Origin of the sequence: Aeromicrobium sp., from assembly GCF_032084975.1 — a bacterium.
Taxonomy (GTDB): Bacteria; Actinomycetota; Actinomycetes; order Propionibacteriales; family Nocardioidaceae; genus Aeromicrobium.
Genome location: NZ_DAMDLR010000031.1, coordinates 1 through 20392 on the forward strand (window position 1 = coordinate 1; position 20392 = coordinate 20392).

The 20392-nt window shown below is 67.5% G+C and carries 17 protein-coding genes; 12 read left to right on the forward strand and 5 right to left on the reverse strand.

Annotated features, from left to right (window positions below; all coding sequences use genetic code 11):
* On the reverse strand, nucleotides 1-1091 hold a 1091-nt coding region (locus tag RT323_RS09535; RefSeq protein ID WP_313407535.1), incomplete at its 3' end, for a hypothetical protein.
* A gap of 74 nt (nucleotides 1092-1165) precedes the next feature.
* Here RT323_RS09535 and RT323_RS09540 point away from each other — a divergent pair.
* Genes RT323_RS09540 through RT323_RS09550 form a run of 3 tightly spaced genes read left to right on the forward strand, consistent with a single transcriptional unit; the run spans nucleotide 1166 to nucleotide 3585 of the window.
* Nucleotides 1166-2137 (forward strand): NADPH:quinone oxidoreductase family protein, encoded by a 972-nt coding sequence (locus tag RT323_RS09540; RefSeq protein ID WP_313407538.1) that lies wholly within the window; start codon nucleotides 1166-1168, stop codon nucleotides 2135-2137.
* A gap of 3 nt (nucleotides 2138-2140) precedes the next feature.
* The gene (locus RT323_RS09545) at nucleotides 2141-2809 is read left to right on the forward strand and encodes a histidine phosphatase family protein (protein ID WP_313407540.1); all 669 of its coding nucleotides are present in this window, start codon (nucleotides 2141-2143) and stop codon (nucleotides 2807-2809) included.
* Nucleotides 2810-2826: 17 nt separating this feature from the next.
* Nucleotides 2827-3585 carry an SDR family oxidoreductase gene (locus tag RT323_RS09550; RefSeq protein WP_313407543.1) on the forward strand — a complete coding sequence of 253 codons (759 nt, stop codon included), beginning with the start codon at nucleotides 2827-2829 and terminating at the stop codon, nucleotides 3583-3585.
* A gap of 56 nt (nucleotides 3586-3641) precedes the next feature.
* On the opposite strand, the gene RT323_RS09555 is transcribed toward RT323_RS09550, so the two are convergent.
* The 4 genes from RT323_RS09555 to RT323_RS09570 are packed head-to-tail and all read right to left on the reverse strand — an operon-like array spanning nucleotide 3642 to nucleotide 9812.
* Entirely contained in the window at nucleotides 3642-4844 is a 1203-nt protein-coding gene (locus tag RT323_RS09555; protein WP_313407546.1) for an acyl-CoA dehydrogenase family protein, read from the reverse strand.
* A 50-nt stretch (nucleotides 4845-4894) separates the two neighbouring features.
* Entirely contained in the window at nucleotides 4895-6445 is a 1551-nt protein-coding gene (locus RT323_RS09560; protein WP_313407549.1) for an aldehyde dehydrogenase family protein, read from the reverse strand.
* Nucleotides 6442-8661, reverse strand: coding sequence for a thiamine pyrophosphate-dependent enzyme (locus RT323_RS09565; RefSeq protein WP_313407551.1), 2220 nt, complete (start codon nucleotides 8659-8661; stop codon nucleotides 6442-6444). The genes RT323_RS09560 and RT323_RS09565 overlap by 4 nt, the downstream gene beginning before the upstream one ends.
* Entirely contained in the window at nucleotides 8658-9812 is a 1155-nt protein-coding gene (locus RT323_RS09570; protein ID WP_313407553.1) for a Glu/Leu/Phe/Val dehydrogenase dimerization domain-containing protein, read from the reverse strand. Before RT323_RS09570 ends, RT323_RS09565 begins: the two co-directional genes overlap by 4 nt.
* 164 nt (nucleotides 9813-9976) lie before the next feature.
* Here RT323_RS09570 and RT323_RS09575 point away from each other — a divergent pair, with 164 nt between their 5' ends.
* From RT323_RS09575 to RT323_RS09615, 9 genes are all read left to right on the forward strand, one after another.
* Nucleotides 9977-10924 (forward strand): MurR/RpiR family transcriptional regulator, encoded by a 948-nt coding sequence (locus RT323_RS09575; RefSeq protein ID WP_313407555.1) that lies wholly within the window; start codon nucleotides 9977-9979, stop codon nucleotides 10922-10924.
* A 173-nt stretch (nucleotides 10925-11097) separates the two neighbouring features.
* Complete coding sequence (locus RT323_RS09580; protein WP_313407558.1) at nucleotides 11098-12612, forward strand: ABC transporter substrate-binding protein; 1515 nt, start codon at nucleotides 11098-11100, stop codon at nucleotides 12610-12612.
* Nucleotides 12613-12663: 51 nt separating this feature from the next.
* A complete protein-coding gene (locus RT323_RS09585; RefSeq protein WP_313407561.1) occupies nucleotides 12664-14040 on the forward strand; it encodes an amidase in 1377 nt (458 codons plus the stop codon).
* Nucleotides 14037-14966 (forward strand): ABC transporter permease, encoded by a 930-nt coding sequence (locus RT323_RS09590; protein ID WP_313407564.1) that lies wholly within the window; start codon nucleotides 14037-14039, stop codon nucleotides 14964-14966. The genes RT323_RS09585 and RT323_RS09590 overlap by 4 nt, the downstream gene beginning before the upstream one ends.
* Before the next feature lie 83 nt (nucleotides 14967-15049).
* Nucleotides 15050-15907: an ABC transporter permease gene (locus RT323_RS09595; protein WP_313407567.1), complete on the forward strand. Its 858-nt coding sequence runs from the start codon at nucleotides 15050-15052 to the stop codon at nucleotides 15905-15907.
* Complete coding sequence (locus RT323_RS09600) at nucleotides 15904-16932, forward strand: ABC transporter ATP-binding protein (RefSeq protein ID WP_313407570.1); 1029 nt, start codon at nucleotides 15904-15906, stop codon at nucleotides 16930-16932. The genes RT323_RS09595 and RT323_RS09600 overlap by 4 nt, the downstream gene beginning before the upstream one ends.
* A complete protein-coding gene (locus RT323_RS09605) occupies nucleotides 16929-17978 on the forward strand; it encodes an oligopeptide/dipeptide ABC transporter ATP-binding protein (RefSeq protein WP_313407573.1) in 1050 nt (349 codons plus the stop codon). The genes RT323_RS09600 and RT323_RS09605 overlap by 4 nt, the downstream gene beginning before the upstream one ends.
* Nucleotides 17979-17990: 12 nt before the next feature.
* The gene (locus RT323_RS09610) at nucleotides 17991-19007 is read left to right on the forward strand and encodes a proline racemase family protein (protein WP_313407576.1); all 1017 of its coding nucleotides are present in this window, start codon (nucleotides 17991-17993) and stop codon (nucleotides 19005-19007) included.
* A gap of 15 nt (nucleotides 19008-19022) precedes the next feature.
* Nucleotides 19023-20354 carry an MFS transporter gene (locus RT323_RS09615; protein ID WP_313407580.1) on the forward strand — a complete coding sequence of 444 codons (1332 nt, stop codon included), beginning with the start codon at nucleotides 19023-19025 and terminating at the stop codon, nucleotides 20352-20354.
* Nucleotides 20355-20392: the final 38 nt, after the last annotated feature.

Below are 20392 nucleotides of genomic sequence, written 5' to 3' on the forward strand. Positions count from 1 at the left end.
GCGTCGCGCGCGGCGGCGGCACGCCAGCGCTGCACGCGCTTCGCGAGCGCGTAGTTCGGGCCCTGCTGCGGCACGAGGGCGTCGCAGACGCCGACCTCGACGCCGGGCGGATAGTTCCGCTCCAGCAGGCGCCCGCCGCTGACCCCGCGCAACGTCCGGCGCAGGAACCGGCGGCCGCCGTCGTACTCCTCGTTCGAGGTCGTGACAGCGCCAGCCGGGACGGCGAAGACGTCCGTCGGTGTCGCGAGGTACGCCAGCGCCGTGTCGGGGCGCTGGGCGACCTGGTGGGTCGCGATCGCGTCCGCCGCCATCGAGACCCGCACGTGCGTCGCGCCGTCGGCGTAGCAGTAGGTGCCGATCACGAGGCGGCCCTCGAGTCCGCCGATCCACGCGTCGAGCTCGGTCAGCGAGTGCAGCAGGTCCGCACCGGTCTCCTTCCCGCCGGCCGGCAGGAAGACGCGCCCGGCTCCCTCGCGCGCCTGCTCACGGATGCGCTGCTGGATGTCAGGGCGCGGGAGGTCGATCGCCGCGACGTCGGCTCCCCAGCGCAGCAGCGAGCGGTACGGGCCCATCTCGGCACCCGCGCCCAGTACGACGACCGTGTCCCCCTCGAGGCGCAACCACTCCGGATGGTCGCGGACCTCGCGGATCGCGTCGGCGAACGTCGGCTCGACGACTCCGCGCGCGACCCAGTCGTCCAGCTGCTCGTCGAGCTCGGCGCCGACGAGCCGGCGACCGCGGTACGGCACGGAGAGCTCGGTCTCGGGCTCGGCCGTGCCGGTGATCTCGGCGACCGCCCAGTCCGGTGCGGGCACGGGGGAGTCGAAGGCGTGGGCCAGCGGCTGGTCGCGGAACAGCATGTCCTCACTGATGCTGTGCAGGCCCTCGTTGGCGATCGTGACGGCGTCCTGGGGCGTCGCGAGCCCGGCGTCCACGAGTCGTGCGAAGTGCGTCAGGTAGCCGCGGCGCCAGTTGGTCTCGCGCTCGGCGGCACGGGCTCCGACCGGGTCGACCAGCTGCAGCGCGTCGACGACGACGCGGCGGGCGGTGGCGGTGGAACTGTCGGTGGGGAAGCGGACTCCGGAGGCCATGAACATGAGGATAGTGTCACGTTTGCTTCGGAAGGGACTAAGCAAGCGCTTAGGTATCCGCTACGCTCAGGGGCATGCGTGCGATCCAGATCACTTCCCTCGAGGGCCCCGAGGCCATCGAACTCGTCGACATCGATGCCCCGGCCCGTGGCGAGGACCAGGTCCTCATCGACGTCAAGGCCGCCGGCGTCGCCTTCCCCGAGCTGCTGCAGAGCCGCGGGCTCTACCAGCTCAAGCCTCCGTTGCCGTTCGTGCCGGGCGCCGAGGTGGCCGGCGTCGTGGTCGAGGCGCCCGAGGGCAGCGGCTTCGCCCCGGGCGACCGGGTGGCCGCGCTGCCGATGCTGGGCGGCTTCGCCGAGCAGGTCGTCGCCGACGTGCTGCTGACCTTCCCGCTACCGGACTCGGTCTCGTTCGCCGAGGGCGCGTCCTTCATGTTCAACTACGGCACCGCCTACTTCGGCCTGGTCAAGCGCGGCTCGATGGCCGCGGGCGAGCGCGTCCTCGTGCACGGCGCCTCGGGCGGCATCGGCACCGCCTCGATCCAGGTCGCCAAGGCGTTCGGTGCCGGACACGTCATCGCCGTCACCTCCACGAAGGAGAAGGGCGAGATCGCGGTCGCCGCGGGAGCCGACGAGTACGTGCTGTCCGAGGGCTTCAAGGACGCCGTCAAGGCGTCGGGCGGCGTCGACATCGTCGTCGACCCGGTGGGCAACGCGCCCGAGGGCGACCGGTTCACCGACTCCCTGCGCTGCCTCGTCGACGACGGCCGCATCCTGGTCATCGGCTTCACCGCGGGCCAGATCCCCAAGGTCGCCGCGAACCGACTGCTGCTCAACAACGTCTCGGCCGTCGGTGTCGGCTGGGGCGCGTACGCCATGAAGCGACCCGGCCTGATCAAGCAGCAGTGGGACGACATGTACGAGCACCTCTCCTCGGGCGCACTCAAGCCGGTCATCGGCGAGTCGTTCCCGCTCGAGCGGGCCTCGGACGCACTGCTGACGCTGGATCGGGCCCAGGCCACCGGCAAGCTCGTCCTCGAGCTCTGATCCGTGGGCACCCTGCACCTGGTCCGCCACGGCCAGGCGTCCTTCGGCACGGACGACTACGACCGCCTCAGTGAGATCGGCACCCGCCAGTCGGCTGCGCTCGGGGCGGCCTGGGAGGCCGGAGGGACGATCTTCACCGACGCGATCGCCGGCGGCATGCTGCGCCACGCGCAGACCGCCATCGCGGCGATCGACGCGAGCGGCCTCGGCGAGGAGGACGCCGACCCCGGCCTGCCGGGCTACGAGGTCGACCCGCGCTGGAACGAGTACGACCACCTGGGGATCGCCACGGCGTTCGACCCGTCGGCCATGACCAAGAACTCCAAGGAGTTCCAGGCGGCGCTCAACGCGGCGATCGACGCATGGCGACGCGGCGAGGGCGAGTTCCACGAGCCCTACAAGCTGTTCCGGGAGCGGGTCCTGGCCGGCTTCGAGGAAGCGGTCGAGCTGGCGTCCGGGAAGGGCCGCCGCGTCCTGGTGTTCACGTCGGGTGGACCCATCGCGATGGTGGCCTCGCAGCTGATCACGGGTGACGACTCGGCCTTCCAGCGGCTCAATGACGTGGTCGTGAACTCGAGCGTCACGACGCTCATGGTCGGGGCCACCGGACCGCGCGTGCTGACCTTCAACGATCATGGGCACCTACCGGCGGGGGACGTCACCTTCCGCTGAGGACTGCGGAGGTGCACATGCGCAAGAACACCCTGATCACCGGAGCCAGCTCGGGCCTGGGCGAGGGGATGGCCCGCCATCTCGCCGCCTCGGGCCACGACCTGGCGATCACGGCCCGGAGGGTCGACCGACTCGAGGCGCTGCGGGCCGAGCTGGTCGCCGACCATCCGGGCATCCGGGTCTCGGTGCACGCGCTCGACGTCAACGACCACGACGCCGTCTTCCGGGTCTTCGGTGAGGCCGCGGCGGCGCTCGGCGGACTCGACCGCGTCGTCGTGAACGCCGGCCTGGGCAAGGGCGGCCGCATCGGCACCGGCAAGTTCGAGGCCAACCGCGAGACGGCGATGACGAACTTCGTCGCCGCGCTCGCCCAGTGCGAGGCGGCGATGCAGCACTTCTACGAGCGCAAGGCCGGCCATCTCGTGCTGATCTCGTCGATGTCGGCGATGCGCGGCATGCCGTCGTCGATGACGACCTACGCCGCGACGAAGGCCGGGGTCGCGCACCTCGCCGAGGGCATCCGCTCTGACCTGATCGGCCGCAAGGGCCACGACATCAAGGTCACGACGCTCTACCCGGGCTACATCGCCAGCGAGATGAACGACCAGGTCGCGCAGGAGCAGCGCCTCATGGTCGACACCGAGACCGGAACCGCCGCGATGGTCAAGTACATCGAGAAGGAGGTCGTCGACGCCGCCGTCCCCGCGTGGCCGTGGGCGCCGATCGGCCAGGTCATGAAGCGTGCGCCGCTCTCGGTGGTGCGCAAGCTCGTCTGAGACGTACCCCGGCCTGACTGGTGGGTGGCCTCGAGGCGGTCGAGGCCACCCACCAGTCAGCGGAAGGCGCCGTGGCCGGTGAGTGCCTGGCCGAGCACCAGCGTATGCATCTCCACGGTGCCCTCGTAGGTCAACACCGACTCAAGATTGTTCATGTGCCGGATCACGGGGTACTCCAAGGAGATGCCGTTCGCGCCCAGGATGGTCCGCGCGGACCGGCAGATCTCCAGCGCCTCGCGGACGTTGTTGAGTTTGCCGAGGCTGACTTGTTCGGGCTGCAGGGTGCCGACGTCCTTGAGGCGCCCGAGGTGCAGCGCCAGCAGCACGCCCTTGGAGTACTCGACCGCCATGTCGGCGAGTTTCTGCTGGGTCAGCTGGAACCCTGCGATCGGCCGGCCGAACTGCTCCCGTTCGGTGGCGTAGCGCAGGGCCGTCAAATAGGACGAGCGCGCTGCGCCCATCGAGCCCCACACGATGCCGAACCGCGCTTCGTTCAGGCACGACAGGGGCCCCTTCAGTCCGCGCACCTCCGGAAGCATGGCCGAGGCAGGGAGCCGCACCTGGTCCAGCACCAGTTCGCTCGTGACGGAGGCCCGCAGCGACATCTTGTGGTGGATCAAAGGGGCCGAGAAACCGGCGGCCGAGGTCGGGACGACGAAACCGCGGACACCCTCGTCCGTGTTCGCCCAGACGACCGCGACATCAGCGACGGACCCGTTGGTGATCCACATCTTCCGTCCGTCGAGGATCCAGTCAGCCGAGTCGTCATGCCCGTCTCGCCTGGCGCGGGTGCGCATGCTGCCGGGATCGGACCCGGCATCGGGCTCCGTGAGTCCGAAGCAGCCGATGGCCTCGCCGGAGGCCATCGACGGCAGCCACTCCTGCTTCTGCTCCTCGCTTCCCCAGCGCCAGATGGCGAACATGGCCAGCGATCCCTGGACGGACATCAGCGAGCGGATCCCGGAGTCGGAGGCCTCCAGCTCCAAGCAGGCGAGGCCGTACTCGGTGGCGCTCATCCCGGCGCAGCCGTAGCCCTCCAGGTGCATGCCGAGCAGGCCCATCGAGCCCAGCTGCTTGGCCAGGCCACGCGGGTCGGCGAGCTCGCCGCGCTCGAACCAGTCGGCGACGTATGGGTCGATGTGCTCCTCGCAGAGTCGCCGGACCGACGCACGGACCGCCTTCTCGTCCGCGCTGAGTTGTGCGTCGATCCCTGCCGGGTCCGAGGGGTCCAGGGTTGGCGCGTTGCCGGGGGTGTTCATGTCGATGCTGCTCCTTGCGGCGGGGCGCCGGAGCGCCGGTGGAACGGGAATCAGAACTGGACGCCCTGCGCGAGCGGCAGTTCGTCGGAGTAGTTGATCGTGTTGGTGGTCCGGCGCATGTACGCCTTCCAGGAGTCCGAACCGGACTCACGGCCCCCGCCGGTCTCCTTCTCGCCACCGAAGGCTCCTCCGATCTCCGCTCCGGAGGTGCCGATGTTGACGTTCACGATGCCGCAGTCGGAGCCGCCGGCGGACATGAACCGCTCGGCCTCCTTCATGGTCTCGGTGAAGATGGCCGACGACAGGCCCTGGGGCACGGAGTTGTTGAGGTCGATGGCTTCCTCGAGCGTGGAGTAGGTGAGCAGGTAGGCGAGCGGCGCGAAGGTCTCCTCGCGAACCACGTCGGTCTGCGCGGGCATCCGGACCAGCGCCGGCGTCACGTAGTGCGCATCGGGCGCCTCGTCGGCGAGCACACGCTCACCGCCGGTGAGCAGTTCTCCTCCGTCGGATCGAGCGCGCTCGATCGCGGTGAGCATCCCCTCGTAGGCGGTGCCGTGGATGAGCGGTCCGACGAGGGTGGCCTCATCGGTGGGACTGCCGATCGGCAGCGACTCGTACGCGGCCACCAGTCGATCGGCCAGTTCGTCGGCGATCGACTCGTGCGCGATGATGCGGCGCAACGTCGTGCAGCGCTGACCCGCGGTGCCCACGGCCGCGAAGACGAGTCCGCGAATCGTCAGGTCCAAATCTGCCGAGGCGGTGACGATGGCCGCATTGTTGCCGCCGAGCTCCAGGAGGGAACGGCCGAAACGCTGGGCGACGCGCGGACCGACGATCCGGCCCATCGCGGTGGATCCGGTGGCGCTGAGCAGATTGACGCCCGGATGGTCCACGAGAGCCTCACCGACGTCCCGCCCGCCGAGGACGAGTTGGCTGAGCTCCGCCGGGGCGTCCTGCTCGGTGATCGCCCGGCGAATCAGTGAGTCGATCGCCAAGGAGGTCAGCGGAGTCAGCTCGGAGGGTTTCCACACGACGGCGTTGCCACACGTCAACGCGATGACCGCGTTCCACGACCACACCGCTGCCGGGAAGTTGAAGGCGGTGATGACGCCCACGACGCCGAGCGGTTGATAGGTCTCCATCATGCGGTGACCGGGACGTTCGGAGGCGATCGTGCTGCCGTGGAGCTGGCGGGAGAGGCCGACGGCGAAATCACACACGTCGATCATCTCCTGCACCTCGCCCTCGGCCTCGCTCGTGGTCTTGCCCACCTCGGTGGTGATGAGCGTGCCGAGATCGTGCTGGTGTTCCCGCAGGAGCTCGGCGAGCCGGCGGACGAGATTGCCGCGGAGGGGAGCGGGGACGTCCCGCCAGGCCAGGAAGGCGGACCGGGCTCGCTCCACGGCGGCGTCGGCGTCCTCGGCAGACGCCCAGGCCGGACTGGCCACGACGGCGCCATTGACCGGGCTGGTGACGTCGGGTCCACCGGTGAGCCGATCGCGGTGGACGCCACAGGCGCGGGCGGCGGCGACGGCCCGATCGCGCAGGGCATCCGCGGCGGGGATCGTGGATTTCTTCTGGTCCGGGCTCGTGGTGGTCATGGGGTTCCTCCCGTGGAAGCTTCGGCGGTCAGGGCGCACAGGTCGCGCGCCGCTCGTTCGATGTGGTCCTCGTCCAACAGCACGGTGTCGGCTGCCGGACCGAGGGGGATGAAGCTGTCGTCGCTGGTCACCCGGCGCAGGGGCGTGGACACACCGGCGTCGACGAGGGCGGTGATGATCGCCTCGGACACACCGCCGCTCATCCGGGTCTCGTCCACGACCAAGATGCGACGGCACGCACGTGCGGCCTCGACGAGATCGGCGGTCGGCAGCGGGGACAGCCACCGCAGGTCCAGCACGGATGCCTCCACGCCCTCGCGCGCCAGTCGAGCGGCCACCCTCCGACTCATCGGGACGCCATTGCCGAAGGAGACCAACAACAGATCGGTGCCGACGCCGTGGCGTCGGGCGCGCAGGAGGTCGGGGAGCTCCCCGTTGGGACGGTGATAGGTGCCCAGGGCGAGTCCGTCGCCCTCAACGAACACGTCTCGCTCGTGGTACAGCGCGATCGGCTCGAGGAAGATGCAGACGCGTCCCTCGGCACGCGCGAGCGCGATGCTCTCGCGCAACAACGAGGAAGCCTCGTTCGCGTCGGACGGGACGGCGAGATGGACCCCGGGGATGTCGCGGAGTGCTGCCACCGAGTTGTCGTTGTGGAAGTGCCCGCCGAAACCCTTCTGGTAGGCGAGTCCGGCGACGCGGACCACCATGCCGTTGTGATACTGCCCGTTGGAGAAGAACGACTGGGTGGCGCCTTCGCCGCGGATCTGGTCGAGAGCATTGTGGATGTAGGCGAGGTATTGGATCTCGGGTACTGGCAGCCATCCACTGATCGCCATGCCCAGTGCCGTGCCGAGGATCGTCTGCTCGTCCAGCAGGGTGTCGAAGACTCGCCCGCCACCGAACTTCTTCCGCAGCCCGCGCGTGATGCCGTAGACGCCACCCTTGAGGGACACGTCCTCGCCGAAGACGGCGGACTCCGGAACGGCCGCGAGGAGTTCGGTGAGGCCTGCATTGATCGCTTGCGCCAGGGTGAGGGGCGTGCCGTGGTCGGGCAGACGCGCGTCGTCCACCGTGCGGGTGGCCAGCCGCTGTGCCCCACCGCGTACTCCGTGAGCCTCGCGCCGAGTCAGGGGACGCCGGACTTGCTCGCTGGTCGTCAACCGCGGTTCCCGACCGATCGCGGCGGCCCGTTCCAGGACGTGCGCCCCGACCTGGTGGTACTCCTCGTTGATCTCGGCCGGGGTTCGCACGCCGGCACTGACCAAGAGCTCCGCCGTGGCGAGCAGGGGATCGCGTCGGAAGTCGGCCGTGATCTCGGCGCGGGAGCGGTAGCCGAGTTCGGCATCGGAGCCGGCGTGGCCCATGAACCGCACCGTCTTGAGGTGCAGGATCGCGGGGCTGCGGTGCTGGCGCACGTGGTCCGCTGCCTCGCGTGCAGCGTGCAGGGCGTCGACCGGATCGTCGCCTCGGCCACGGACGTAGTGCACGCTGGGCAGGGTCGACAGGCTGTTCTCCAACCAGCCCTCCGGCGTGCGAGTGCTGATGCCGATCCCGTTGTCCTCGCAGACGAACAGCACGGGCATCGGCACGTCCCGATGGGCGCACCACGCCGCGGCGTTCAACGCGCCGACAGCGGTGGAGTGGTTGGCCGAGGCGTCGCCGAAACTGCACACGACGACGGCATCCTCGGGCCACTCCGTGTGCTGGTCAGCGGCGGCGGCCAGTCCGAGCGTCAGTCCCATCCCGAAGGCTCGCGGCAGGTGCGAGCCGATGGTCGACGTCTGCGGAATGATCGACAGGAGGTGCGATCCGAACACCTTGTGGCGTCCACCGGAGATGGGGTCGTGGATCGAGGCGGTCAGGGAGCGCAGCATGTCATCGACGGAGTCGACCCCGGGTACCTGGCCTGCCCGCGCGGCGTAGAACCCACCGGATCGATAGTGCAGCAGGGCGGGGTCGGTGGGTCGCAGTGCCATCGCCACGGCCGCGTTGCTCTCGTGGCCGGCGGAGCCGATCGTGTAGTAGCCGATGCCCTGCGCCTTCAGCCAACGAGCGGCGAAGTCAAGGTGACGGGCGCGCAACTGCGCTGCGTAGTACTCCAGGAGCCGGTCCTCGGAAAGTCCGACGGGAAGTGGTTGCGCCTTGCCCGGACCGGGTGCTGCCAGTTTGAGGACCGCCTCGATGAAGTGCGTGTCCAGTTCCTCGGTGATCACAGCACGGCCTGGGGGAGACGCCCGCGCAACCGCATCGCAGTGAGAACGCGATCCTGGGCGATCGCGAGCGCCGCCTCATGGGTGGTGCGACGGCCGGCGGAGGCCGCATCGAGCACCGTGATCGTGTTGGCTCTCAGACGTGCACTGACCGAAGCCAGAACCACGTCGGCCGAGGGCGGGAAGGACGAGCCGCGGCTGTCCATTGAGTACGCGGCGGCCACGACGCCGCCGGCATTGGCGATGAAGTCGGGGACGACCACGATGCCTCGTTCGCTCAGGACGGCTTGGGCAGCCCGGTCGGTGGGTAGGTTTGCGCCCTCGACCACGAGGCGAGCCGGCAGTTCGCGGGCCAGAGCGACGTCGATGACGTCCTGGCGCGCCGCCGGGATCAGCACGTCGGCCGGGACGCGCAGTTCCGCGCCCAACGGACGGATGTCGCCTCCGTACTCGAGCACGCACCGGTCGCCGGCTTCCGCTCGGAGTTTGAGCAGCAGGTCGAGATCGAGCCCGTCCGGGTCAGTCAGCGCGCCCTCGCTGGTGGAGACGGCGACGATGCGTGCACCGAGCTGGTTGAGACGGCGTGCCGCCGCCGTCCCGACGGCGCCGAATCCCTGGAGGCTGACACGGACACCGGCGGTGTCCCGGCCGAGGTGCCGCAGCGCGGCATCCGTCGCCTCGGCGACGCCGTGGCCCGTGACGCCGAGTTCGTCATATGGGAAACCGCCGAGTTCGGCCGGCAGTCCGACACTGGCTCCGCGGTCACGGAGTTCGTCGATGAAGATCGCGGCATCGCGCTCGGTGAGTCCCATGTCCAGGCCGAACACGTAGTCGCTCGGCACCTCGTGCGCGAGCGCCCGAGCGAAGGCGCGCAGTTGCCGTTCCTTGTCCGGACCCTGCGGATCGCCGACGAGGCCGGCCTTCGCCCCGCCGAACGGCAGGTCGACGGCGGCCCACTTCCACGTCATGGTCCGCGCCAGCCGTGCGATCTCCTCGACCGTGACTGAGGTCGACATGCGGGTTCCGCCCTTCCCCATGCCACGTGCGGTGTTGTCGATCACGAGCACGCCGCGCATGCCACTGCGCGTGTCGGAGACGCACACGACCTTCTCGGGTCCGTAGTCGTCCATCAGGTCGAGGGGGCTTGCAGACATGAATACGGCATCCTTTGGTGTTCGCGACGCTGAGACCGTCGAGAGAGGGAACGGAGTTCCTCAGAATGGAACGATAGTTACCATCGTTGCAGTGCTACTAAGTTCTGTAAAGAGTTATACAGGCTTGCCGCCATGGTGCGGCAACCCCACACGAGGAGGCGGCCGTGGCATCCGAGCCGGAGGAAACCGATGAACGGCAAGTCAGTGAGCGGCTGCGTACGCACGAGGACAGGTTCACGAAGGCAGAGCGCAAGGTCGCACGTGTGCTGCATGCGGAGTATCCACGCGCGGGCCTGGAGTCACTGCCGACCCTGGCCAAGCGAGCGCAGGTCAGCTCCCCGACGGTGCTGCGCCTGATCACGAAACTCGGATACGGCGGCTACGGAGACTTCCAAGCGGCACTGCTGGAGGAAGTCAATGAGCGCATGAGTGTCCCGGCCGGCCGAGCTGTCGAGCATGGCGGGCGTCTGGACGACCTGTCCGAAGGGTTCGGACAGATCGTCGATGCGGTGGCGGGTACCGATGGCCGAACGTCGCGGACCGAGTTCGCCCGAATCGTGGAGTTGTTGGCCCGAGCGAGCGGCTCGATCTACACCGTCGGCGGTTTCGAGAGCGAGTTCTGCAGTCTTCATCTGGCCAATCTGCTCGGACAGGTTCGGCCGGGGGTGCGCAATCTCGGCCGCGTGGTGGCGTCAGCGCCTTTCGAGGTCCTGGACATGCGGCGCGGGGACGTCCTGGTCGCGTTCGACTTCCGGCGGTACCAGTCGCGGACGATGCAGTTGTGCCGTCAGGCCGCGGAGCAGAAGGCGGCGGTCGTGGTCGTCACCGACCCGTGGCTGTCGCCCGCCAGTGCACAGGCCGAACACGTGCTCGTCTGTGACTCCAGTGGACCGGGCCCCTTCGATTCGCGAGCAAGCGTGGTGGCGGTGGTCGAGGTCCTCGTCTCCGAGGTGACGGCGTTGCTGGGCGAGCACGGCTCCAGGCGGATCGCGGAGGTCTATGAACTCATGGCCGGGTCCACGTGGGCGGAGTCTCTGGTGGTCGAGGGCGAGGAAGGCGACGCGGCATCCGAAGAGTCGTCGAGGCGCCCGGCGGAGCCAGGTCGAGCATAAGTTTTCCTTGCGCTAGGTCAACTAGGTGGGGTGTGACGCAACTTACAAACCGTCAGTCCCGCTGGTAACGTCCGGGGCACCTGAACCGGCACGGTCGAGACTTCGACCATGGCCATCCCCCTTTCTTCGCAGGAAAAATCCGCCGGAGAAATCGTTCGAAGGGTGCAACAGACATGGCTCGAGTTCGCTACATACTTCCGACAGCAGGCATCGCTGCGTGCTTGGCGCTCACCGCATGCAGTGGTGGCTCCGACGGCGGAGGCAAGGACGGCGGAGACGGTGACAAGCCGATCACGATCGCCCTGGCAACCGAGCCGAACACGCTGGATGGACAGCGTTCGAGTGACGGCAACGCGCGTGTCGTCATCCAGAACATCGCTGAGGAGCTCGTCCAGCGCGACGTCGCTGGCGAGTTGATCCCCGGACTGGCCAAGGTGCTTCCCGAGACGATCGACGACACAACCTGGAAGGTCGTGGTGCGCGAAGGCGTGACCTTCCACAACGGGGAGGAACTGACAGCCGACCTCGTGGTGGCAAATCTCGAACGTGCCATCGATCCAGATGCGGCGAGCGAGAACATGGACATCGTCGGCACGATCGAGAGCGCCACGGCGGCGGATGAGATGACCGTGGAGATCACCACGAATGTGCCCGACCCGCTGCTCCCGCGGCGACTTGCCGCGCTGCCGATCATGGCTGACGAATCGCTCGCCGGTGATGCAGCGAACGACAAGCTGATCGGCACGGGTCCGTACGAGCTCTCCGACTGGAAGCGTGGCCAATCGATCCAGGTCAAGGCGTATGACGACTACTGGGGTGAGAAGCCGTCGATCTCCGAGGCGACCTTCCGCTTCATCCCGGATCCTGGTTCCCAGGAGGCCGGCCTGCGCGCCGGGGAGATCGACCTGGTCACCAACCTCTCACCGGACTCTGTCGACGGTGTTCCCCAGGTCTTCAGCGGCAAGAGCGGGGAGTCCCCGAGCATGATCATCAACACCGACAGCGGTGTCGCGAGCGACGTGCGGGTGCGCAAGGCGATGAACATGGCGGTCGACCAAGAAGCGATCGCCAAGCAGCTCTTCGGCGGACTCGCCGAGCCGCAGACGTGCCAGATGTCCAACCCGCAGCTCGACTATCACAACGAGAGTCTCGAGAGCTACCCGTATGACATCGATGCAGCGCGCAAGCTCATCAAGGAGGCTGGCGCCGAGGGCGCAGCCGTGAACGTGGTCGGTACCTCCGGCCGGTGGTTGCGCGACCGAGAGACCACGGAGGCGGTCGGCGCTGCGTGGAAGGAGATCGGCTTGGATCCCAAGGTACAGATCCTCGAGTTCAACAACTATCTCGATGTGCTGTTCGATCGGAGCAAGCGACCGGACTCCATCTACATCTCGGCTGGCAACCCGATGCTGTCCGTGCAGTCGACGCTCGACTCGCTGTACTCGGCGAAGGGCGGTCAGGGCTCGAACTCTGACGCGGAGATGGCACGGATGATCGCCGAGGTCGCCGAGACGATCGATCCGGACCAGCGTGCCACGATGTTGGACGAGATCTTGAAGAAGGGTTGCGATGAGGCCTACTTCGTCTTCCTTCCGGCCCCCGAGAACCTCTACGGAGGAAGCAAGGAGTTGGAGTGGCAGCCGGAATCGGATGCCGCGGTCCGGATCTCGCGCATGACTTGGAAGTGAGTGTTCTCGATGGGCCACCCAATGGACGACGCTTGCGGTACCGCGCAGCGAGTGCGTAACGGCGAGGTGCTGGCGGCTGAATTGGTCGAGGAGTGTCTCGACGCGATCGGCTCGGATCTCCAGACACAGATCAACGCCTTCGTGTTCGTCGATGCCGAGGGAGCCAGGCGCGCCGCCGCCCGAGTGGATGACACTCGGGCGCGCGGTGGCGCACTCGGACCGCTCGCCGGTGTTCCGTTCGGAATCAAGGAATTGCAGCAGGTCGCCGGGTGGCCGGACACGAGCGCATCGCTGGCGTTCTCCGGCCGGGTGGCGGAGCAGACCGACACGCTGACGCGCAGGCTGATCGAGGCAGGTGCAGTGCCAGTCGGGCTCACGGCGTCGCCCGAGCTGGGGAGGTCGTCCTTCTGTGCCACCCCGATGCACGGCACGACACGGAACCCGTGGAATCTGTCGCTGACCCCAGGCGGGTCGAGCAGCGGTTCGGCCGCAGCCGTGGCGGCGGGGATCACGACCTTCTGTACGGGCTCGGACGGTGCAGGGTCGTTGCGGATTCCCGCGTCGTTCTGCGGTGTCGTGGGGTTCAAGCCGACGAATTCCTTGGTCCCTCGCGGGCCTAGGCACGGCGGCACGGCAGGCAACCAGGCGTACGGCCCATTGGCGACGACCGTCCGAGACGTGGCCGCGTTCATGGACTGCGTCACCGGGGTCGATGACGGTGAGTTCGGCTCGGTGCCCGCGCCCGGTACGTTCCTCGACGGACTTGACGACGTCCCCTCCGGACTCCGGCTCGGCTACTCCGCAGACCTGGGCTACTCGCGCGTGGAGCCGGAGGTCCGCAGCGCGACCGAGAAGGCGTTCACCCGACTCGTGGCCGCGGTCGATGCGACCGACGTTTCCTTGGGCGGGGCGATCACACTTCCCGACGCAGGGCCAGCTTTCCGCACCTTGTCGATGCTCGACGTGTGGGACCAGGTACGTGACCTGTCCGCCGATCAGATGGACCTACTCGATCCATCGGTGCGCCAGTACAGCGACGTCGTCCGGGAGGCGAGCTTCGACGACTACATCGATGCCCAACGCCAACGAGCGGAGCTGATGAGGGTCGTCTCCGAGGTCTTCGACAAGGTGGACGTCTTGGTCACCCCGGCGACTCCGGTGACCGCCTTCGCCGCGGAAGGACCGATGCCGCGACGGATCGACGGTGAGGACGTGGACCACTGGGGGAGTCTTCGGTTGACGTACCCGTTCAACCTCTCCGGCCATCCGGCGATCAGCCTGCCTGTGTCCCATGACGGTGGGTCGCCCATCGGGATGCAACTGGTGACGCGACGGTTCGCCGACCAGTTGCTCCTGCGCGTGGCGGCGCGATTCGAGGCCGCCGCACCATGGCGTCGCCTCGCAGAGCCGATGGCGGACCATCGATGATCGGCCTCATCCTGCGACGCCTGGCTCATGCGGTGACGGTCGTGTTCGGTGTCTCGGTACTCGTGTTCGTGATCACTCGAATGGTGGGAGACCCGGCACGGGCGATGTTGCCGCTCTCGGCAACGGATGAGCAACGGGCGCAGTACGAGCGCACGCTGGGCCTCGACCAGCCGATCGTCGAGCAGTTCAAGGACTTTGCGGGCGGGGTCCTCCAGTTCGACCTGGGTCGCTCGCTGTGGCAGAACCGGCCGGCCATCGACATCATCGCCGAAGCGTTGCCGCGAACGCTGATCCTGGTAACGGCCGGCGTGACGCTGGCACTCATCCTTTCCGTGGTGTTCGGCACGATCGCGGCACTGAAGCCGGGCAGTCTCATCGACCGCGCCGTGGTCGGCCTGAGCGTGCTCGGACTCTCGGCTCCCCAGTTCTGGATGGGCCTCATGCTCGTCATCTTGTTGGGCGTCACCTTCCCGATCTTCCCGACGTCCGGGTCCGGTACACCGGCCCACTTGGTGCTGCCGGCGATCACGATGGCATTGCCGCAGACGGGCCGCCTCAGCATGATGGTCCGGTCCTCGATGCTGGAGAGCCTCGGCTCGGACTACATGAAGACGCTTGAGCTGAAAGGACTGCCGACGTGGCGGCGGGTCATCGTCCACGGGTGGCGCAATGCCGCGCCGCCGGTCGTCACCATCGGCGCATGGGAGTACGTCCAAGGACTGGCGGGTTATGCCGTCGTCGTCGAGACGGTGTTCGCTTGGCCGGGCATGGGCTACACCGCGCTGCAGGCGATCGAGAACCAAGACCTGACGCTGCTCTCGGCGCTGGTCCTGGTCACGGCCGTGCTCGTCGTCCTGATCAACATGATCGTCGACGTGGGCTACCGATGGCTGGATCCGCGTACTGAGGTCGGAGGGCGGACCTGATGACCGCACATCTCGAAGAAGTCACTGACGCCGTCGTCCCATCGACCGCAGGGACTCCGCGACGTTCCGCGACCCTGCGGCACGTGTTGGGCGATCCGTCGTTCCTCGTGGGCGCGACCTTCATCGTCCTGTTGGTCTTGGCTGCTCTCCTGGCGCCGTGGATCGCCCCTTACGACCCGAATGCCCAGTCGCTCAATGATCGGTTGATGCCGCCCATGTGGCTCGACGGGGGCGACTCCTCACACGTCCTGGGAACGGACAACCTCGGGCGTGACGTGCTGTCGCGGCTGCTCTACGGGGCGCGACTCTCGTTGCTCATCGCGACGCTGGTGACGGTGGTTGCCGGCGGCTTCGGGATCCTGCTCGGTCTGCTGGTCGGGTACGTCCGTGGATGGCCCGAGCGGCTGGTGATGGGATGGATCGATCTGCAGGTCTCGTTCCCGGTCATCCTGCTCATCATCTTGATCATCACCGTCGTCGGGCCGAGCATCGTGACACTCGTCGTGTGCATCAGCCTGACGCACTGGCTGATCTACACACGCACCACGCGGTCAGCCGTGCTGTCGGTGAGCCAGTCCCAGTACGTGGCAGCTGCCGAGGTCGCCGGGGGGACGACGTGGCGGGTGCTGTCTCGCCACGTGCTCCCGAACCTCGTCTCGCCGCTGATGACGCTGGCGCTGCTCGAGTTCGCGACCGTGATCCTCGTCGAGGCGGCGCTGTCCTTCCTCGGGCTGGGAATCCAGCCGCCACACACGTCGTGGGGACTCGATGTCGCCATTGGCAAGGAGTACATCTTCAACGCTTGGTGGCTGGTGACCTTCCCGGGACTGGCTATCTCATTCACGGTGTTGTCCTTGAACTTCGTGAGCTCGTCCCTGCGATCGGCGCTCGACCCCTCGTCGCGGGCCACCCGACTTCTCGCGCAGGTGGGTGGCAAGTGAGCATCTCGCAACTCCAGGAGGACATCGTGACGGAACCAGCGCCCACGTCGGACCCCGTCCTGATCGAGGCCGATCACGTGACGATCGCGTTCGCGACCGACGAGGGCTACGCGGAAGTCCTGCAAGACGTCACACTGTCCGTCAGGCGAGGAGAGTCCGTGGGGCTCGTGGGCGAGTCCGGCTCGGGCAAGTCCGTGACCTGCAAAGCCATGCTCGGACGGATCGATCCGGGTGGTCGACTCGCGTCCGGCGACGTGCTCTGGGAGGGCCGGTCGCTGCTGAAGGGTGGTGGTGGTCGTCACCTCCGTGAAGTCCGTGGTCGTCGGATGGCGACCATCCCGCAGGATCCGATGACGGCGCTGGACCCGGTGTTCACGGTCGGGTATCAGATCCAGGAGGTCTGTCGCCACATCCGAGGGATGAATCGCAAGCAAGCGCGTGCTCGCGCCATCGAACTTCTGGAACTTGTCGGCGTACCGTCTGCGGAAACGCGGCTGAAGCAGTATCCGCACGAGTTCTCCGGTGGCATGCAGCAGCGGGTGCTGATCGCGATGGCGCTGGCCGCGGAGCCGGACCTGATCATCGCCGACGAACCGACGACCGCACTGGACGTGACCGTGCAGGGGCAGATCCTCCAGCTGTTGCGGTCGTTGAAGGACCGGCTGGGACTGTCGCTCATGCTGGTCACCCACGATCTCGGGGTCGTGGCGGAGGTGTGCGACCGCGTGTTGGTGATGTATGGGGGTCGCATCGTGGAAGAGGGGTCGTCGGACCAGATCTTCAATCGTCCCCTCCACCCTTACACCCAGGGTCTGTTGGCATCCACTCCCCGAGCGGACCTGAAGACCACTGAGCGGTTGGAGGGCATTCCGGGGGTGCCACCGAGCCCGTACGCGCGACCAGAGGGATGCTCCTTCCGGCCACGCTGCCCGCGTGCCACGGAGACGTGTCTGCAGACGCCACCACTGGAGCCGATGGGCGACGGACAGGTCGCCTGCTGGCATGCGGAAGGAGCGTTCTCATGACGGTCGATCAGATCACGGTGGGCCCGCCCGCCACTCCCGTGCCAGCGTTCATGGAGATCGACGACGTCTCGGTGCACTACCCGACGCGGGGGAAGGATCGGCGACCGTGGCAGGCACTGCGCAACGTGAGCCTGTCCATCGAGCGAGGCACCACCCTGGGTCTGGTGGGTGAGTCTGGTTCGGGGAAGACCACGCTCGGCCAAGCGATTTTGCGCCGCGTCGAGTTGGCCGGCGGCTCACTCACATTCGACGGCCAGGACATCAGCGGGGTGTCTGGCAAGCAATTGCGCATGCTGCGCCGGCGCATGCAGGTGGTGTTCCAGAACCCGGTGGGCAGTCTGAACCCGAGGATGACGATTCTCGAGAACGTCGCGGAACCGCTCGTCGCCCAGGGCATCGCGCGCCGAGCGAGGGATGTCCAGGACCAGGTGGCCGAGTTGATGGACAGCGTGGGGCTGCGGCGCGACATGATGTACCGGTACCCCCACCAGTTCTCCGGTGGGCAGTGCCAGCGTGTGGGAATCGCGCGCGCACTGGCATTGGAGCCGGAATTCATCGTCGCCGATGAGCCGGTGTCATCCTTGGACGTCTCGGTCCAGGCACAGATCGTGAATCTCTTGGACAACCTGCGTCGCGAGCGTGGTGGCACGATGTTGTTCATCGCCCATGATCTCGCCGTGGTGAAGCACACCGCGGACAAGGTGGCGACGATGTACGCGGGGGAGATCGTGGAACTCGGTGTCCCGAGCCAGATGTACGAGCACCCGCAGCACCCTTACACGGATGCGCTGTTGTCGGCGATCCCGTCGCCGGAGTACCCGCGCCGACGCGATGACGCGGTGCGGTTGCAAGGTGGCGGTGCACCGGATCTACGGGAGCCACCCCCCGGATGCGTTTTCGCCAGGCGTTGCCCGTTCGTCCAGGAACGGTGCCTCGTGGAGCGGCCCCTACTGCGACCGACTGCGGCAGGTCAGATGGCCGCCTGCCACTTTTCCGAAGAGCTCGACTTGCAGGGCGTCAGAAGACAGAACACTGAACAGGTATAGGAGAGATCGCAGATGCGCACTCGACGGGTCGTCACGTGCTGGGACTACCACCACGGGCAGGCGACGAGGATCCTCGTCTCGGGGCACCCCTTCGTGCCCGGTAGCACGATGCGGGAGAAACAGGAGAACTTCCGGGCGGAGGCGGACGACCTCCGGGCAGCGCTCTGCCGTGAACCACGGGGGCATCGCAACATGCTGGGAGCGATCGTCACCGATCCGATCGAGGCGGGCTCCGTGGTGGGGGTGCTCTTCACCTCCCCCGACGGTTACTTCGACATGTGCGGAGACAGCAGTTTCAGTTTGGGCAGCTACCTTGCGGACAGTGGACTCGTCGCCAAGCCCGAGGGCGGCACGGGTTCGGTCGAGGCGCCGGTGGACACCGTGGCCGGCAAGGTCGTGCTACGACTGCGCTTCCGCGACGGAGAGCTTGTCGACACCACGATCCGCAATGTCGCGTCCCACCTCGTAGAGGTGACCGAGATCGACGTCGAGGGACTCGGCTCCCTGCGTGCCGAGATCGGGTACGGGGGCCTGACCTATGCGTTCTTTGACGCGGACGATCTGGGGTTCTCCACGCTGCTCATCGAGGACATGAGCGTCGAGGAACAGGCGCGGTTGATCTCCGTGGGTTCGGACCTGTGGTCCGCCGCTCAGGAGTCGCGGTTGGCGATGCCCGTCGACCTGATCACGATCTGCGAGAAGTTGGCGGACGGCACGGGGTATCGGGTCGCGAACTTCTATGCTCGCGGAACCATGGGACGAACCCCCTCGGGCACGGGACTCTCCGCCCACGTCGGGAGCGACTACGGGCTGGGGCGGATGAAGATCGGGGACACGCTCGTCCACGAGTCGGTGCTGGGGCTGCGGTTCACCAGCACACCGGTGGAGGAGGCCGAGGTCGCGCACGGAACGGCATCGGCGACCGCGGTCGTCCCCGAGCTGTCAGCCCGCTCCTACCTCATGGGTGTGCAGCAGATCTACTTCGAGGAAGACGACCCCTTCCAGGGGGGCTTCCAGATCGCGACGTGACACGGTGATGCCCGGGTGAAGGCAAGCCCCATGCGGGCGCCGCTGATCGCGACCCTGCTGTTCGGGGTGTTCAGCGGCGCGGCGATCAACAACATCGCGTCTGCGCCGCTGAGTCTGATCGCGGACGACTTCGACACGAGTCCGGCCCGCATCACGTTGGTGGCCAGCGCGTCGGGCTTCGCGCTGGCCTGTTGCATGCCGGTGTCGGGCTGGTTGAGTGTTCGATGGGGGAGCCGCCGCGTTCTCGTGGCCGCCTTCACCTTGCTCGGCCTCGGTTGCTTGATGGCGGCGACGTCGCAGTGGGTCTGGCTCCTGGTGCTGTCCCGCGGGGTCCAAGGCATCGCGATGTCGGTGGTCCCGCCGACAGTGATGTACGCGCTCCCGGAGATCGTGGGTGAGGGTGGCCGTGAGCGCGCGTTGGGCTGGTGGGCCGTCGCGAACGGTGCAGGAACGGCAGCCGGCGCGCCGCTGGGAGCGCTGATCGCCGATACGTGGGGGTGGCGGATGATGTTCTTGGTCTTCGTCCCCATCTGTGGGCTGCTGGCAACGGCGTGTTTGTGGTTGAAGTCGGATGCGGCGCCGCAGAGACGTTTGGACCTGCGAAGCGCACTGCTTCTCACCGGCGCACTCATGTTCTTGATCGGTCCCGCGATGGTGGCGGGTTTGTCGGTCCCGTGGGCTGTCATGCTGCTTCCGGGATCGATCGGGCTGCTGCTGGTCGTAGCCTTCATGAGAAGCTTGCAGACCGCCAGCTCGCCGTTCGTGGAGCCTTCTTTCCTCCAGTCGAATGGATTCCTCGTCGGTTCCCTCGGCGGCGCGGCTCAGATGTTCGCCTTGGGCAGCATCTCGGTGCTGGTGCCACTCATGGTGGTCGAGCGCTTTGGCTCCTCAGTGCGGATAGCCGGCCTCTTCGTCCTGCTGGTCACAGTGACAATGATGTTGTCGGCTCCACCGATCAGCCGCGTGGCACCTCGGTTCGGAGCCAGCCGACTGATCGCGACGGGATTAGGCGTGGTGGCCTCAGCCATCGCTGCTGCGGCCACCGTCATGGCGGCCGGACTGGCGGTGCCTTTCGTGGTGGGCTGCCTCGTGGTGACGGGTCTCGGGCTGGGTCTGCTCCAATCACCCAGCGCGATAGCCGTGTCGTCCGAGCCGTCTTCCCGGGGATCGGGCGTGGGCCTGTACAACTCCGTGCGCTTCAGCGGAGGTGTCGTTGGCGTCGGGTGGTTGTCGATCGCCACGCTGGTCGGCGCGAGCGGCGTACAAGCGCTGTGGCTGGCCTCCGTGCCCATCGCTGCGGCCGGGCTGGTTGTCGTTCTCCTTCGTGGTAGGGCTCCGGGGCGGTAACCTCGAACGTGTCACTCTCGTCGCAGGTCCGTCGATCA